Here is a 15,607-nt window from a genome sequence, read left to right as displayed (position 1 = left end):
ACCGACTGGATATGTTTTGAATACTAAACCAATTGATTTTACAATCATTGACAAAGCTGCAGGTCAACCAGCAACAGTTTCTGCCGGACGCTTTATCAATAAATTGCTACCAGAAAAAACACCAACCAAACCGGGAACCAAACACGGGAACAACTATCCAAAAACTAACGACGTAAATATGCCACTATATTTGGGTATGGGACTTGTGATAGTTCTGGCTACTGGCTTTATCTGGTTCAAAAAACAAAGATCATAATCAAATAATTAGCTAAACAGAACAGCCGCAAATGTTAGTCTAAAAACTAATTTTTGCCGCTGTTTTTTTGGATGGTTCTGCTATTAAATAGAATAGCGTAAGAATAAATATGTCGAAATGATTATTGAGATTTTTTTATGAATAATTTTCCGGCACAAGGTTCTCTGATCATTAATCCAGTAGGTTATCTGTTTATAGCAGCTTTTAGCCAAGATATTTAGGTTTGATGTCAATTATCTACTGAATCTACTCGTGGTTCTGCTATTAACAGTGCTTGGTATTTTTCTCGTTTTCTGGCTGGAAAGCAGCCTGAGTCGGATTTTAGTAATTGCAGCTTTAGGAGTGACGGGGATTATTAATCGGTATTTAAATGACATCGGTTAAGACCTCGGATTTTTATCGATTGTCGAAACGCTAGTGATTAGTGGGTGGCTTGTGTTGCTTAAATTTTCTGGGTGAAATGCACAGTGGTCAAAAAAGTTATCAAGATTAGCTAGTTATTTTACTTATTATAAAAATAAAGAAAGCTGAGCTGCTTACAAAAATTATATTTTTATCCATAAGTTTATTAACAAGCTCTAACAAAATTGGAAGTATTCATAAATTGTGGCACAATTGGTGATAATAATCACAAACGGTTATTATAGCTAAGAAAAGATGCAGCGTGAAGGAAATGAAAGAGCTGAAAAACTATTTAAAAAAAGCAAAAAATGGAATATGGTCATGTTGGTAACAACCGATATTTCGGGGTTGATGGGGATAACCTCGTTATTTCAAATGTTTACAGTAACCGAAGAGGCTTATGCAGTTTACGGAGATGGGGCTTTATAATCATTAACTTTGCCCTGTTGATCTTGTTTTCTAAAAGCAAATAAATTACCTGCTGATCAGCAAAGTGTACTAAAACATCCTTACTATCTGGCAATCGATATGATGCTCTAATTCTTTTTGTTCTCCCAGTTGACGGCACCGAATCTAAACTTAAAATAAGGAGTTTGCCTATATTGTTCAATTAAATCTTGTGGAGAAAATAACTTAATTATTTCCCGTTCCAATATAGCACCCTCCATATAATTTTTAATCTAGTTAAAGAATATCACACTTGTATAGGGTTTTAGTAACAAAAATATTAAAAGTAATGAATTTAACAATCAGGTAAAAGTACTTTATCTTTGTTGAACAATCTATTAATTTTTGTCGAAAGAAAAACTATTCGTGTATTGGAAATATAGACTACACTCAAATATTTAGAAGTCATTTTATAAATTTGGGCTTTAAATATCAGTGATATCAAATCATTTTGAATTTAATCGAACAGAATGGAAACTGAGCTAAGTCTTAAGAAAGCACGTAAAATGTCTCAAATTTTCAAAAATATACGGGCGTGCATTTTTTACTATGCTTTTGACCTTATCAATCAAATTTCGTTGAAGTTTATTAGGTTTTGTAATTCTTCAAGAACCTAGTATTAAAGCTATTTTCTAACTGTCAGGTACTATCAGAAAGCAGTCCAGCTCTCAATACGGTCTCAAGGATACAAACGCTGCAGAATAATCAAAATTCTGTTCAAGCAGATTTTAACGATCTTCCTATTATGGGGAGCTCGTTTTTTTTTTGTTAACAAAAAGAGCCTTAGCAAAAATATTTTTGTGACGATTCCTTCAATCTAATCATTGTAGCCATAAAGTTTTATCTCACCAGCGTTATATTCTCCCAGATATACTTCCCCAATTTGTGAAAATCCGTTTTCTTGGGCTTGGGTAGTTAACCAATCAATGTTTTTGTTGATCAATTCAAGGACATCATAGTTCGCCTGACCATCAACAATAATTGGAAATCGAATATTTTCATCGCCAAATTCAATCACCGTTAGTTGACCATTTTGCTCTAATACAGCACTTTTCACCGATTCAATTTCGTAAATCCCATTAACCCGAAGTTTAAACATTAACTCGTTGGCTGAGATGCCACGTCGTAAGCAGGATTTTACATTGATTTTGCCGTTTTTGATTAAAATTGTCGGACTACCGTCAATAACTTGTTTAACGTAGCGATTGTGCTCTTTAAAAAATTTCATCGTTAAGACAAGCAAGGTCCAAATAAGTAATACCAAAACGAATTGTAGGGTGCTGATGGCATCATTATAAATGACACCACCGATAATTCCCCCCAACACATAATTCTGAACTTGATCCATTGCAGAAGAAGGCGAAAGATTCCCTTTTCCCATAATATTGATTTGAAAAATCAGGCATAAAATACCTAAGCCTAATTTTAAGATAATTGGTTCATATAATTGCATTGTTTTTACCCCCGTTATTTTAAGACAGTCGTAGTATCCGAATTTACTAAATGTGTGTGTTGTAGAATAAAGGAAGCGCCATCGGCATTCAGAGTAATCCGATAATAGTTATCTTTAAGTTTTACGATTGTACCATCGGTTAATTGAGTTGAATTAACCAAGATATCATTTGTGGGAACATTATATTCTTGCGCTAGTCTTTCTACCACGGCTACCATTTGAGAAGATTGAGAAGTGCGCGATTGATTTTGATTATAGTCTGAATATTGAACTCCCAAAATAAATAATAATAATAGCAAGGAAATCAGCGATAAGTCCCGATATTTTGTTTCCAGCCGATGACGCAAATATAAACTAAATGCAATAACCAATAAGATCAAGATCCCAAAAATCAAAAAATATTTAAAATAATTATTGAGACCAGATTGGCTCTTTAAATACTCGATGCCATAAAAAGTCATGATAATTCCTCCAATGAATCTGCCTGCTATTAAACATGATAGAGACAGATTTAAAAGTAATGGTTTCTTTAAATATACTATTCTCGTTAAGCGAATACAATTTTCCCGCTATCAGCAACAGTCTAGTTAAATCTGATTGGCACATAAATCAACGATTTCAGTGATTATGTGCCTCCTTTTTGGTAATGAAAGAAGTTATACGTTTAAAAGTAAAGCTACCCATGATTCCACAATTGCATATGATGCGTTTTGTTTCAAAAGGATTATGATAAGATAGGTGAGGAACTTATCGTGATATTGCGCAATCAGTTTGGCGAGCACGCCTGTGTAAAGGATGAATAATTTTGTCAATTTTTTTAGGAATAGATATCGGAACAACCGCGATTAAATTAGGTATAATTCAGGAAAATCAGCTAATTTACTCAAGTGAATTGCCGCTGCAAACTTATGGTGATGAACGAATCAAATATCAAGCTGGTGAAGAACTTTTAGCCAGTTTACAGGCAGGAATTTCAGCAATGCCACAACAGCTCAGACAGCAGATTACAACGATTGGTTTCAGTACTGCGATGCACAGTTTAATGCCCGATGATGGTAAAAAACAAATTTTTTTATGGTCGGATCTGCAGGCGGCGGAAACGATTGATCGCTTTAAGCAAACGAATTTAGCGACACATTTTTATGAGATTTCCGGTACACCGATTCATGCAATGTCTCCGTTTGCCAAGCTGCTTTATTTCCAAGAAAAGAAATTGTATCCAGCAGAAACTCATTGGTACGGCCTCAAAGAATTGATTATGGAGTATTTTACTGGAAATTTTGTTATTGATTACTCTACCGCCTCAGCTACAGGTTTGTTTGATTTGAAGAAAAAACAATGGAGTGATGAAATCCTTGATTATCTCGGAATTAATGCGGAGCAGTTAGCGCAACTAGTTGATACCAATCAGGCATTTAAGCTGCTGCCTAAAATACGCGATCTATTTGATTTTTCTGCTGACACACAAGTCGTTATCGGAGCAAGTGATGGGACACTAGCCGCGTATGCCAGTTATTATTCGACTGGTAGATCCGCTAGTTTGACGATTGGAACAAGTGCGGCGGTACGTCAGATCACTAATGCAATTCACTTGGATCAGGAGAAACAAAATTTTTGCTACTATTTAAATGAGGATTTGCTGGTTAGTGGAGCACCGTCTAATAACGGTGGTGTTGTTTTGGCGTGGGCGGCCAATCATCTAGCAGACCATCCTGCTCAATTTTATCAGATGCTACCGACTTTATTAAAAGAAACGACGATAGGAGCGAAAGGTCTGCGTTTCTGGCCCTATTTAAACGGGGAACGGGCGCCTTGCCTTATTGGAGTAACGAAATCAAAGGAGGCTTCCGTGATTTGACGTTGCAGCACACACGCTCGGATATGTTGAGAAGTGTAATCGAGGGAGTTCTAATAAACATTCGCCAGTTGGTGGAACTTGTCGCACAAGATGAATCACTATCTGTTAGTGGGGGATTCTTCCAAACACCCGCATTAGGTCAATTGGCGGCCGATATTTTTGGCGTTGATTGCTATTACGCGCCGCAAAATGAACCGATTTTTGGTTTATATTATTTATTAGAGCAGCCTGGGCAATTAGAAGCAGAAGCGCAAAACGTATTTATGCCTGATCCACGCAAGAGTAGTATCTACCAACGGCTTGCTCGTGGCTATTTCGACTGATTTAGAGATGAAAATGAGGCTGATAGATAGAAAATCCGATTAAAGAACTTCCTTATTGTGAAGTTCTTTTTTATTTTGAAGATCAGAAAGTTCATTAATTGACACTTTAGTCTAATTAGACTATGATGGTTAAAATAATGATATTTGAGGTGGAGAAATGAAATCAATTTTATTAATTGGCCAATCTAATATGGCTGGTCGGGGATTTCTGAATGAAGTTCCGGCGATTTATAACGAAAACATCGAAATGTTACGAAATGGGCGTTGGCAAATGATGGCTGAACCGATTCATAATGATCGTGAAGTGGCGGGAGTTGGCCCCGCCGCATCGTTTGCCGCAGCTTGGTCACAAGATCATCCAGGAGAAAAACTTGGATTAATTCCTTGTGCGGAAGGGGGCAGTTCAATAGATGAATGGGCGGCCAATCAAATGTTGATGCGCCATGCTATTTCTGAGGCTAAGTTCGCGATGGAAACAAGTGAACTAATTGGAATCCTATGGCATCAAGGTGAAAATGATAGTCTAAATGAGCATTATACAAACTATGGGAAAAAATTGAAGGCCGTGTTTAAACATCTGCGGGAGGAACTGGATTTGCCTAAGTTACCTATTATTGTTGGCAAATTGCCAGATTTCCTTGGAAAAAATGGTTTTGGATTAAGTGCCACAGAATTTTCTGAAATCAATCAAGAAATAGCAAAAGTTGTGTCTGAGGAAGAAAATAGTTATTTAGTCAGTGCAGAAAATTTAGCAGCGAATCCGGATGGAATTCACATCAGTGCAGATTCACAAAGACAATTCGGGATTCGTTATTACGAAGCATTTTCAAAAAGAGCAGATATTCTCCAGGCTATGGGGGATGAAGACGAAAGATTGAGTAAAATCTATGGCCGAGAAACGACCCAAAATGAAAAAATCTACTTGTTGAGTCGTGATTTTGCAACTGGAAAGATCAATTATCAGAAGTTCATGGAAAAATATGCTGAGATTGTCAAATAATTGAAAGAGGTGGAAGAATGATCCCGCTTTTGATTTTGGGGTTATTAAAGGAACGGCCAGAATCTTATGGTTATGAATTATTAGCAGACATGGAAGCCAATTACTTTCAATATTTTGTTCGTTTTACGAAAGGTTCCTTCTATTATAATATGCAGCAACTAGAAGAAAAAGGTATGATCGAAAAAGTAGTGACAAATACGAACCTTGAGGAAAAGGGAAAAAATCGTTATTTTCTCACTGAATTAGGGGAGAGAGAATTCGAACGTCTTTTTTTAAAGTATGGTAGTAAAAGCGAACCCATCACCTTTCCTTTTTATACGCCGATGGTCTTCGTTGATCAAGTAGAGCCGGAAGTCATGAAAGAAATTTTGGCCAAACAGATTGATCAAACTAAAGAAAAAATTCAATTGATTGATGACGCACTGAAAACACCAAATTCACTGCGAAGAAACTTTGTCAAAATGATGGAAAATTCAAAGCACCATCATGAAGTGAATCTTGCTTGGTTTCAAGAGCAATTAAATGAATATAATAACTAAATTCACAGGAACTGAGACCTCCGACTAGCTAGGACCTAAGTATTGGAAGTAGTCTATCAAAGATGCTTGGGAGTGAAAAGTCAAATATTTTAGCATCCGCTCTTATAAAGGACCCCATCCAATAAGCAATAAAGTTTACCGATGATAAAGCAATCTATTACCTCTAATGAGACTAAGCAGTATTTCTATTACAGAAATGCTGCTTATTTTTTTCAGTGATTTCTTTAGGTGAATGGTTAGAATTATTTATTTTTAATTCTATCTCCGGTTGATTGATCAGGAGATTTTTATGATTTGAAAGTGTCAGAAAATATTAATTAAAAGAATAGTTTTGCTTATTTATTATTTAAACGCCAAAAGTTCAACGGAGAGTAGGTCCGTTGTATTTTCTTTCATTTTTTAAAAGATCTTGGGGGAATTCAGCCAGTTTGAAAGGATTATTTATTGTTATACTGAAAGGGGGATGATTGCGATGGATCAATTAAAAAACATCTGTTGCTATGCACCCGTGATGGTGTATGCAACACCTGAAGTTGAAATGAAAGTGAATAAGTTATGTTTAGAAATGGTCACACTTGCTGCGAAAGGCTGGAACGTGGATCAATTGTATTATTATGCTTCAGAACATGGTAGAAAAATCAAAGGGATGGAAATGGATTTGACGGTAGGCACACAAGGATTAATAGCCATCTTTCGGTCTGGAAAAGAACGAAAGGAGGTGGAGTAATATGCCGGTAAATACTTATAATCTCAGTATTATTCATCAAAAGATGTGTGATGAATTTATTGCTGATATCTGGATTCTTGCCATCCAAAAATGTCTGGACTTACAGGAGGCATTTATAACAGCGAGTAAAGACGAGCAATTAAAATACTTCTATAATTTAATTGATGAAAATGAGGAAATGTTTTTATATGTCCATGAAGAATTAGGGTTAGACTGCTAATTTTTTTTTAGTCAAAACGCTAGTAAACGTCAGGTTGTTTAAATAGTGATGTATTTTTTATATAGGTATGATATACTTTTAATAATCGAATGACACTAGGGGTGCTTTTGAAGCTGAGATTATACCCATTGAACCTGAAACAGTTAGGACTGGCGCAGGGAATGTGTACTGTTTTTAGAAATTTGCACCCGACAACTTTTTTGTGGTCGGGTTTTATTGTGCAAACTTTTGTAGAAAGCCTCCTTTTCTTTTTTGAATAAAGGAGGTTTTTTGTGATGGGATAAGAAAATCCTTAGTTGAGCCGAGCTATCCATAAAAAGAAGGAGAAATGAAATGATGACATTTACAAAGCTGGCACGGGAAAAAGCGGCCCCTTTTTGGGAAGGAAGTTTTGAACATCCTTTTATCAAATCGCTGGTTGCAGGAGATTTAGAAACAGAAGTTTTTCGTTATTATTTGTTGCAAGATCGCTATTATTTAGAACATTTTAGTAAATTATATGGTTATATCGCACAACAAACGAAAGATGCTGAAGTACGTAAACAACTAAAACAGAATGCGGAAAACTTGAAATTAGGGGAGCTGGCGATTCGCGAAGAATTTTTTTCGGAATTAGCGATTAGCGAAAAAGAAATCCTAGAGACGCCGATTGCTCCGACGGCCTATCATTATGTTTCGCACATGTATCGTCAATTGTTAGATGGTACACCCAATACAGCTTTTGCTGGTATGCTGCCTTGTGCTTGGCTTTATCAAGAGATCGGTGCTCGGTTGATTGAAGTAGGTTCACCTGATTCTATCTATCAACGTTGGATTGAAACGTATGCTGGTGAATCTGCTGCAGCGGAAGTTCAAAAGGAATGTCTATTATTGGATCGATTGTATCACCAGAGTCCGCAACAAGAACAACAGCAAATGATTGAATCCTTTGTTATCAGCAGCAAAATGGAGTTTGCTTTTTGGGAGATGGCTATGAAACTGGAGAAGTGGTAAATGAAGATACGAAGCCTTGTGCTAAATTTCTAGCCTATTTTTTTAGACAAATCATCCCATTTGTTTATTAACAAATGGGACTTTCTCTGTTTATAATGAGCGGCGAGAGGAATGAGTCAGATGATACACATAAATATTGGTACTAAAAGTGGAATTGCACGAGGAACTGTTTTGGCCGCACTTTTCGGCGGATTGATTTTGTTTCCGACTGTCAGCTTGGCTGATGGCCTTACTTCAGAATCCACCTCAGTAATCGTGGAAAAGACTAACGAAGTCGAATTAGTAAGACATCAAGGAGAAATTGCTGAGCAGTTAAAATCCGCTCACGAACAATTTGAAGAACGCCAAAAACAGATTGCTAAAGATTTGGCTGATGCCCGTCAACGAAGGAAAGTAAGACAGGAAGACCTTCATAATGATTTTGAAAATTGGCAAAATCAGCTGGATCAAGACCACTCTAAAGTTCAACAGCATATCGCCGAAACAAACGGCCACCTAGAAGAAGGCCGTTTGGTTGTCGAAGATACTTGGTCACGTGCACAAGAACAATTGGACGAAGCACGGGCAGATTTTAATAAAAAAGTCGCTGATGCGGAGAAATTGCAGGCACAGTTAAAAGCTGATCAAGCAGAGATCGAACAAAATGTTTCTCAAGTAAAAACAAGCGGTCAAGCGATTCAACAAAAATTTGTGGCTGGATCAGGTAGCTTAGAAACGACTGGCGATGAAAAAGGAAATCAAACGGATGAAGTCGCTGGAGCAGTCAATCGGGTCAAAGCTGTAATCGATTCTGCTGGAGATGATCTGGCTGCGGAAAAATCAACAGTCAACCAAACACAAAACACAAATTCAACGATCAAGGTAGATGATGAGACGTTAGATAAAAATACTCAACCGGCGCAAGGAATCACGGCTTTTCCGAAAACCAATGACCAATCAAATGGCTTGCTTTTTTTAAGCGGCTTAGCACTTGTTAGTGGGCTGGTTGTTTACTTTGTACGTAAGTATTATCACTAAAAAATTTGCTAGAAAAAAAACAACTGGTTTGATTTAGACCAGTTGTTTTTTTCTGTGAATAAAAGAGCTGAATTTGTTTTTTGCTTGAGTTGATTAAGCGAGAAGAAAGTTCTTCGACGAAATCTGTGTTAGAATACCTCTGGATACTAAACAGCAGAAGAAAGAGGAATACCATGACACAATCTACGTCAGCCTATGTTCACATCCCTTTTTGTGAACATATTTGTTACTACTGCGACTTTAATAAGGTTTTTCTTGAAGGTCAGCCAGTGGATGAATATATTGAAGCTCTTTTGAAAGAAGCCAAACTGGCTTTGCTTGAACACCCTGTCGACAAGATGGAGACACTCTACGTTGGTGGTGGCACACCAACATCATTGAATGCTGCCCAATTGGAGCGTTTATTGAGCGGATTACGAGAAATTCTTCCTTATCAGAATGGCGAGTTTACAGTGGAGGCCAATCCTGGAGATCTAACGGCCGACAAATTAGCAGTCATGAAAAATTTTGGCGTTAATCGTTTGTCAATGGGGGTTCAAACGTTTGATGATCGATTGCTAAAAAAAATTGGTCGCAAACATACTGCTCAGGATGTTTATGATACAATCCGACTATTAGAAGAAAAAGATTTCCAAAACGTGACGATCGATTTGATTTATGCATTGCCAGGTCAAACTTTGGAAAGTTTTCGCGATACAGTGACACGCGCATTGGCATTGGATTTACCTCACTATGCATTATATTCATTGATCTTGGAAAATCAGACAATGTTTATGAACTGGGTACGTCGAGGAAAAATGCAATTGCCTGAGCAGGAGCTAGAAGCCCAAATGTACGCCGAGACGATCGATGCGATGGAAAAAGCTGGCAGAAAACAATACGAAATCAGTAATTTTGCCAAACCGGGTTTTGAGAGTCAGCACAATTTAGTCTATTGGAACAATCAAAATTATTTCGGACTAGGGGCGGGTGCTAGTGGATACCTTGATAATCGTCGCTACAAAAATCGTGGGCCCATCCAACATTATTTAAAGGCTTTGAAGGAAGAACGGCTCCCCTTGTTAGAAGAAGAGTTTTTATCACAAGCAGAACAAATCGAAGAAGAAATGTTTCTGGGCTTAAGAAAAATTGTAGGAGTCAATAAAGCAGAATTTGAAGCACGGTTTGGTCAAAGCCTCTCAGCGGTCTATGGACAAGTTATCCAGCAGTTAAAAACACGCGGGCTGATTACCGAGACTGATTCACGGGTGGCACTAACGAGAGAAGGATTATTTCGCGGGAACGATGTTTTTGCAGAATTTTTATTGAATAAAGAAAATTAGCACTCTAGATATTAGAGTGCTAATTTTTTAGCTTTTTTACTTGACTTATTTGGCAGATGTTGGTATATTAATAATCGAGTTAGCACTTAAAAAGAAAGAGTGCTAACTAAAGGATGAGAAGAATGTTAACGGAAAGACAAAAACTGATTCTCAGCTTAATCATCAAAGACTTTACTAATACCGGACAACCAGTCGGGTCAAAAAGTTTGATGGAAGAAGGCGTAGAAGCAAGTTCCGCAACTATCCGCAATGATATGAAAGCTTTAGAGGCGCTAGGGTTGTTAGAGAAGACACATTCTTCTTCTGGACGTATCCCATCACTTTTAGGCTATCGTTATTACGTGGATCACCTTTTAACGCCTGCAAAGGTGAGCAATCAAGAGGTAGATCAAATTCGCAGCTCGCTAAAGAAAGATATCCATGAAATTGATGATATCATTCAGCAGTCTGCCAAAATTCTTTCACAAGTGACTAGCTATACGGCGTTTTCACTTGGTCCTGAGATGAAAGACCGAACGTTGACAGGGTTTCGGATCGTTCCTTTGAACGATCACCAAATCTTAGCCATTATCGTGACTGATAAAGGAAACGTTGAGAGTCAAGTATTTCGGATACCGGAAAATGTCGAGAGTCAAGACTTGGAAAAGATGGTTCGAATCATCAATGATCGTTTAGTCGGTCAGCCGTTGGTGAGTGTTTACCAAAAATTAAGAACCGAGATTCCAATGATTTTGCACCGCTATTTTCAAGCAACAGAAGGAATCGGGCATTTGTTTGATGTGATTTTAAATGATGCCTTTGAGGATAAAGTGTTTGTAAGTGGCCGGATGAATATTTTGAATTTTAATCCCGATCAAGATTTTAATCATGTGAAGTCGATGTATTCCTTGATGCAAAATTCTGATGAGTTAACCCAGTTGCTGTTGCCATCCGATAACAACATTCATGTCCGGATCGGGACAGAACTTGGGAACGATTTGTTTGATCATTTAAGTATGATTCAAGCCAATTACGAGATTCGGGGACATGGACGAGGAACCATCGCTTTGCTGGGACCAACGTCGATGCCATATTCAAAAATCTTTGGTTTATTGGAAGTATTTCGATATGAGTTGACAAATGCATTGGACGATTACTATCGTTCATTGGATTTATATCACTAGAAACGGTTCCTAAAAAGAAAGGAAGTACGCATAGTGGCAAAGAAAGAGACACAAGACGAAACAAAAGAAAAACAAGAAATGCAAGAAGAGTTGGAAGAGCTTGAAGCAACTGAAACAGAGGGTATCGATATTCCTGAAGTTTCTGAGGTTGAGGAATTAACAAGCAAGTTCAGCGAGATGGAAGACAAATTCTTGCGAGCTCGCGCGGAGATCGCAAATATGTCCAACCGTAACAAAAATGAGCGAGAACAATTGATTCGTTACCGTTCACAAGATCTTGGCAAAAAGTTATTGCCGGCGATCGACAATTTAGAAAGAGCCCTAGCAACTGAAGCGACGGACGAGCAAGCTGCCAGCCTGAAAAAAGGCGTGGAAATGGTGCTTGAAAGTTTGACAGTTGCATTAAAAGAAGAAGGTATCACAGAAATCAAAGCTGAAGGCGAGACCTTCGATCCGAATCTGCACCAGGCCGTTCAGACGGTAGCGGCGGATGATGATCACAAAGCAGAGACAATCGTCAATGTTTTGCAAAAGGGCTATCAGCTACACGATCGGGTATTGCGTCCTGCAATGGTCATCGTGGCTCAATAAACTATGTAAACCACAAATAAATATATAAAACGAAAAAGGGGATTTTCAACTATGAGTAAAATTATCGGTATTGACTTAGGTACAACTAACTCTGCTGTAGCAGTCTTAGAAGGCGGAGAAGCTAAAATCATTACAAATCCTGAAGGAAATCGTACAACACCATCTGTTGTATCATTTAAAAATGGCGAAATTCAAGTTGGGGAAGTTGCAAAACGTCAAGCAGTGACTAACCCTAACACTATTTCATCAATCAAACGTCATATGGGTGAAGCTGGCTATAAAGTAGAAGCTGATGGAAAATCATACACACCACAAGAAATTTCAGCAATGGTTTTACAATACATTAAAGGTTTCGCTGAAGATTACTTAGGCGAAAAAGTCGAAAAAGCAGTTATTACAGTTCCTGCATACTTTAACGACTCACAACGTCAAGCGACTAAAGACGCTGGTAAAATCGCTGGTTTAGAAGTTGAACGGATCGTTAACGAACCAACTGCAGCTGCCTTAGCTTATGGTTTAGACAAAACAGATAAAGATGAAAAAATCTTAGTATTTGACCTTGGTGGTGGTACATTTGACGTATCAATCCTTGAACTAGGTGACGGCGTATTCGACGTATTATCTACTGCTGGTGATAACAGTCTAGGTGGGGATGACTTCGATAACAAGATCATCGATTACTTAGTAGCTGATTTCAAACAAGCAAATGGTATTGACTTATCTAAAGATAAAATGGCAATGCAACGTTTGAAAGATGCTGCTGAAAAAGCGAAAAAAGATTTATCAGGTGTCAGCTCAACTCAAATCAGCTTACCATTTATCACAGCTGGCGATGCTGGTCCATTACACTTAGAAACAACATTATCTCGTGCCAAATTTGATGAAATTACAGCTGACTTAGTTGAACGGACAAAAGCTCCGGTTCGTCAAGCATTGAAAGATGCCGGTTTATCTCAATCAGAAGTTGACGAAGTAATCTTAGTTGGTGGTTCTACACGTATTCCAGCAGTCGTTGAAGCTGTTCGTAAAGAAACTGGTAAAGAACCTAACAAATCAGTCAACCCAGATGAAGTAGTTGCCATGGGTGCAGCAATCCAAGGTGGGGTTATCACTGGTGATGTGAAGGATGTTGTCTTACTAGACGTTACACCATTATCATTAGGGATCGAAACAATGGGTGGCGTGTTCACAAAATTAATTGACCGCAACACAACTATCCCAACAAGTAAATCACAAGTCTTCTCAACAGCAGCAGACAATCAACCAGCAGTAGACATTCACGTCTTACAAGGTGAACGTCCAATGGCGGCTGATAATAAAACTTTAGGTCGTTTCCAATTAACAGATATTCCAGCAGCACCTCGTGGAATCCCTCAAATCGAAGTTACTTTCGATATCGATAAAAACGGGATCGTAAATGTATCTGCGAAAGACCTTGGCACGCAAAAAGAACAAAAAATTACAATTAAATCTTCATCTGGTTTATCTGACGAAGAAATCGAACGTATGGTGAAAGATGCGGAAGCTAATGCGGATGCTGACAAAGCCCGTAAAGAAGAAGTAGACCTACGTAATGACGTTGACGCTTTGCTATTCTCTGTTGATAAAACATTGAAAGAGTTAGAAGGAAAAGTCGATGCAGACGAAGTTAAGAAAGCCGAAGACGCTCGTGATGAATTAAAAGCAGCGGTTGAAGCAAATGATATCGACCAAATGAAAGAAAAACGCGATGCATTAAACGAAATCGTACAAAACTTAACAGTGAAACTTTACGAACAAGCAGCGCAACAACAAACAGAAGCTGATCCAAACGCAGCACAAGGCGGCGCGGATGATGTCGTAGATGCTGATTTTGAAGAAGTTAACGATGACGACAAATAATTGATTCGTTGATAAAGGCCAAAGTCATCACTTTGGCCTTTTTTCTTTCAAAATTGGTAGCTTTGCTAAGAAGTATCCAGAACTTGTCCATTTTTTAATCAATACTAGTGTAGCAGTCTACTGATAGTAGCGCTCGTATAAAAATGTGCTTAAGAGAAGTGGAACTTTTTAGAAAAAGACTAAGAAAAGTATCGTATCGATTTTGAGTATGATACAATACTAACGATTCTATGAAATTATGGAGGGAAGCCAATGGCTACAAAACGGGATTATTACGAAGTCCTTGGGGTACAAAAAGGTGCTTCGGATGATGAGATAAAAAAGGCATATCGCAAGCTTTCCAAGCAATATCATCCAGATATTAATAAAGAGCCTGATGCTGAAGAAAAGTTTAAAGAAATTTCTGAAGCTTATGAAATCTTAAGCGATCCACAAAAACGAGCGGCTTATGACCAATATGGACACGCAGGCACGGATCCGAACTTTGGTGCCGGTGGTGGCTTCAGCGGTGCTGGTGGATTTGGTGGCGCGGGAGGTTTTGGATTTGAGGATATTTTTGAATCCTTCTTCGGCGGCGGTGGCGGTCGTCAAGCTGATCCCAAAGCGCCTAGACAAGGAGCAGATCTTCAATATTCAATCAATTTGGAATTTGAAGAAGCGATTTTTGGTGTGGAAAAAGACATCAAATACAACCGTGAAGAAACTTGTCACACTTGTCACGGAAATGGTGCGAAACCTGGAACAGAACCTGAAGTCTGCCATAAATGTCATGGTTCAGGTACGATCAATGTTGAACATCAAACCCCGCTTGGCCGCGTAATGAGTCGTCAAACGTGTGATGTTTGTCATGGAACGGGAAAAGAAATCAAAGATCCATGTCCAACTTGTCAAGGTACTGGTCACGAAAAGCGTCCACACACAGTCAAGGTAAAAGTTCCTGCTGGAGTGGAAGATGGTCAACAAATGCGTTTGGCTGATCAAGGTGAAGCTGGTGTCAATGGTGGGCCTTACGGGGATCTGTATGTAGTCTTTAAGGTAAAACAAAGTGATATTTTTGACCGGGACGGCGCAGAGATTTACTATACACTGCCATTAAGTTTCGTCCAAGCCGCTTTAGGGGATGAAATCAATATTCCAACGGTTCATGGAGATGTGAAATTGAAGATTCCTGCTGGGACACAAACCGGTGCAAAATTCAGATTGCGGGGCAAAGGTGCTCCAAGACTACGTGGCAATACGAATGGGGATCAACAAGTGACGGTAAAAATTGTGACACCGAAGAACTTGAATGATAAACAACGTGAAGCGTTACGCGCATTTGCTGAAGCAGGTGGACAAACAGTCAGCGAACAAAAAGAAGAAGGCTTCTTTGGTAAAATGAAAGATGCTTTTGGTGGAAAGAAATAAGTTAAGCA

Annotated in this window: 14 protein-coding genes, 1 pseudogene and 1 riboswitch; of the genes and pseudogenes, 13 read left to right on the top strand and 2 right to left on the bottom strand. The window is 38.4% G+C overall.

All coding sequences use genetic code 11. The annotated features are described in order from the left end of the window. A partial coding sequence (locus tag EP1_RS12510) for an LPXTG cell wall anchor domain-containing protein (protein ID WP_157065599.1) occupies positions 1–256 on the top strand: 256 nt, incomplete at its 5' end. A 1,666-nt stretch (positions 257–1,922) separates the two neighbouring features. On the opposite strand, the gene EP1_RS12505 is transcribed toward EP1_RS12510, so the two are convergent. Next, complete coding sequence (locus tag EP1_RS12505; protein WP_067627974.1) at positions 1,923–2,558, bottom strand: DUF421 domain-containing protein; 636 nt, start codon at positions 2,556–2,558, stop codon at positions 1,923–1,925. Positions 2,559–2,572: 14 nt separating this feature from the next. Beyond that, complete coding sequence (locus EP1_RS12500) at positions 2,573–3,019, bottom strand: DUF3290 domain-containing protein (RefSeq protein WP_067627971.1); 447 nt, start codon at positions 3,017–3,019, stop codon at positions 2,573–2,575. Positions 3,020–3,357: 338 nt separating this feature from the next. On the opposite strand from EP1_RS12500, the pseudogene EP1_RS12495 reads away from it, so the two are divergent. From EP1_RS12495 to dnaJ, 12 genes and pseudogenes are all read left to right on the top strand, one after another. Beyond that, positions 3,358–4,739, top strand: a pseudogene (locus EP1_RS12495) (gluconokinase). A gap of 157 nt (positions 4,740–4,896) precedes the next feature. Then, complete coding sequence (locus EP1_RS12490; RefSeq protein ID WP_067627969.1) at positions 4,897–5,739, top strand: sialate O-acetylesterase; 843 nt, start codon at positions 4,897–4,899, stop codon at positions 5,737–5,739. 17 nt (positions 5,740–5,756) lie between these two features. Then, on the top strand, positions 5,757–6,278 hold the full coding sequence (locus EP1_RS12485) for a PadR family transcriptional regulator (protein WP_067627965.1): 522 nt from the start codon (positions 5,757–5,759) through the stop codon (positions 6,276–6,278). Positions 6,279–6,750: 472 nt separating this feature from the next. Further along, positions 6,751–7,005: a hypothetical protein gene (locus EP1_RS12480; protein WP_067627962.1), complete on the top strand. Its 255-nt coding sequence runs from the start codon at positions 6,751–6,753 to the stop codon at positions 7,003–7,005. Position 7,006: 1 nt separating this feature from the next. Further along, on the top strand, positions 7,007–7,225 hold the full coding sequence (locus EP1_RS12475) for a hypothetical protein (RefSeq protein ID WP_067627960.1): 219 nt from the start codon (positions 7,007–7,009) through the stop codon (positions 7,223–7,225). A gap of 87 nt (positions 7,226–7,312) precedes the next feature. After that, positions 7,313–7,404: riboswitch (TPP riboswitch) on the top strand. 157 nt (positions 7,405–7,561) lie between these two features. Next, the gene (tenA, locus tag EP1_RS12470) at positions 7,562–8,218 is read left to right on the top strand and encodes a thiaminase II (RefSeq protein WP_067627980.1); all 657 of its coding nucleotides are present in this window, start codon (positions 7,562–7,564) and stop codon (positions 8,216–8,218) included. A gap of 120 nt (positions 8,219–8,338) precedes the next feature. Further along, a complete protein-coding gene (locus EP1_RS12465) occupies positions 8,339–9,235 on the top strand; it encodes an LPXTG cell wall anchor domain-containing protein (RefSeq protein WP_167540761.1) in 897 nt (298 codons plus the stop codon). 173 nt (positions 9,236–9,408) lie between these two features. Further along, positions 9,409–10,557: a radical SAM family heme chaperone HemW gene (gene hemW, locus EP1_RS12460; RefSeq protein WP_067627954.1), complete on the top strand. Its 1,149-nt coding sequence runs from the start codon at positions 9,409–9,411 to the stop codon at positions 10,555–10,557. 122 nt (positions 10,558–10,679) lie between these two features. Next, positions 10,680–11,720 (top strand): heat-inducible transcriptional repressor HrcA, encoded by a 1,041-nt coding sequence (gene hrcA / locus EP1_RS12455; RefSeq protein ID WP_067627951.1) that lies wholly within the window; start codon positions 10,680–10,682, stop codon positions 11,718–11,720. Between the two features lie 30 nt (positions 11,721–11,750). Continuing rightward, positions 11,751–12,311 (top strand): nucleotide exchange factor GrpE, encoded by a 561-nt coding sequence (grpE, locus tag EP1_RS12450; protein WP_083507553.1) that lies wholly within the window; start codon positions 11,751–11,753, stop codon positions 12,309–12,311. Positions 12,312–12,362: 51 nt separating this feature from the next. Next, positions 12,363–14,192, top strand: a complete 1,830-nt coding sequence (gene dnaK / locus EP1_RS12445; RefSeq protein WP_067627948.1) for a molecular chaperone DnaK — start codon at positions 12,363–12,365, stop codon at positions 14,190–14,192. Positions 14,193–14,444: 252 nt separating this feature from the next. Then, positions 14,445–15,599, top strand: coding sequence for a molecular chaperone DnaJ (dnaJ, locus tag EP1_RS12440; protein ID WP_067627945.1), 1,155 nt, complete (start codon positions 14,445–14,447; stop codon positions 15,597–15,599). Positions 15,600–15,607: the final 8 nt, after the last annotated feature.

The sequence above is a fragment of the Enterococcus pseudoavium NBRC 100491 genome, assembly GCF_001544295.1.
Taxonomy (GTDB): Bacteria; Bacillota; Bacilli; order Lactobacillales; family Enterococcaceae; genus Enterococcus_A; species Enterococcus_A pseudoavium.
The sequence above is the reverse complement of the archived record's forward strand: the minus strand, read 5'-3'. Positions and strand labels throughout refer to the sequence as shown.

Excerpts from the sequence above, each read along its gene's own strand:
- EP1_RS12505 (WP_067627974.1), bottom strand. The coding sequence starts at position 2,558 with ATGCAATTATATGAACCAATTATCTTAAAATTAGGCTTAGGTATTTTA.
- EP1_RS12500 (WP_067627971.1), bottom strand. The coding sequence starts at position 3,019 with ATGACTTTTTATGGCATCGAGTATTTAAAGAGCCAATCTGGTCTCAAT.
- EP1_RS12490 (WP_067627969.1), top strand. The coding sequence starts at position 4,897 with ATGAAATCAATTTTATTAATTGGCCAATCTAATATGGCTGGTCGGGGA.
- EP1_RS12485 (WP_067627965.1), top strand. The coding sequence starts at position 5,757 with ATGATCCCGCTTTTGATTTTGGGGTTATTAAAGGAACGGCCAGAATCT.
- EP1_RS12480 (WP_067627962.1), top strand. The coding sequence starts at position 6,751 with ATGGATCAATTAAAAAACATCTGTTGCTATGCACCCGTGATGGTGTAT.
- EP1_RS12475 (WP_067627960.1), top strand. The coding sequence starts at position 7,007 with ATGCCGGTAAATACTTATAATCTCAGTATTATTCATCAAAAGATGTGT.
- tenA (WP_067627980.1), top strand. The coding sequence starts at position 7,562 with ATGACATTTACAAAGCTGGCACGGGAAAAAGCGGCCCCTTTTTGGGAA.
- EP1_RS12465 (WP_167540761.1), top strand. The coding sequence starts at position 8,339 with ATGATACACATAAATATTGGTACTAAAAGTGGAATTGCACGAGGAACT.
- hemW (WP_067627954.1), top strand. The coding sequence starts at position 9,409 with ATGACACAATCTACGTCAGCCTATGTTCACATCCCTTTTTGTGAACAT.
- hrcA (WP_067627951.1), top strand. The coding sequence starts at position 10,680 with ATGTTAACGGAAAGACAAAAACTGATTCTCAGCTTAATCATCAAAGAC.
- dnaK (WP_067627948.1), top strand. The coding sequence starts at position 12,363 with ATGAGTAAAATTATCGGTATTGACTTAGGTACAACTAACTCTGCTGTA.
- dnaJ (WP_067627945.1), top strand. The coding sequence starts at position 14,445 with ATGGCTACAAAACGGGATTATTACGAAGTCCTTGGGGTACAAAAAGGT.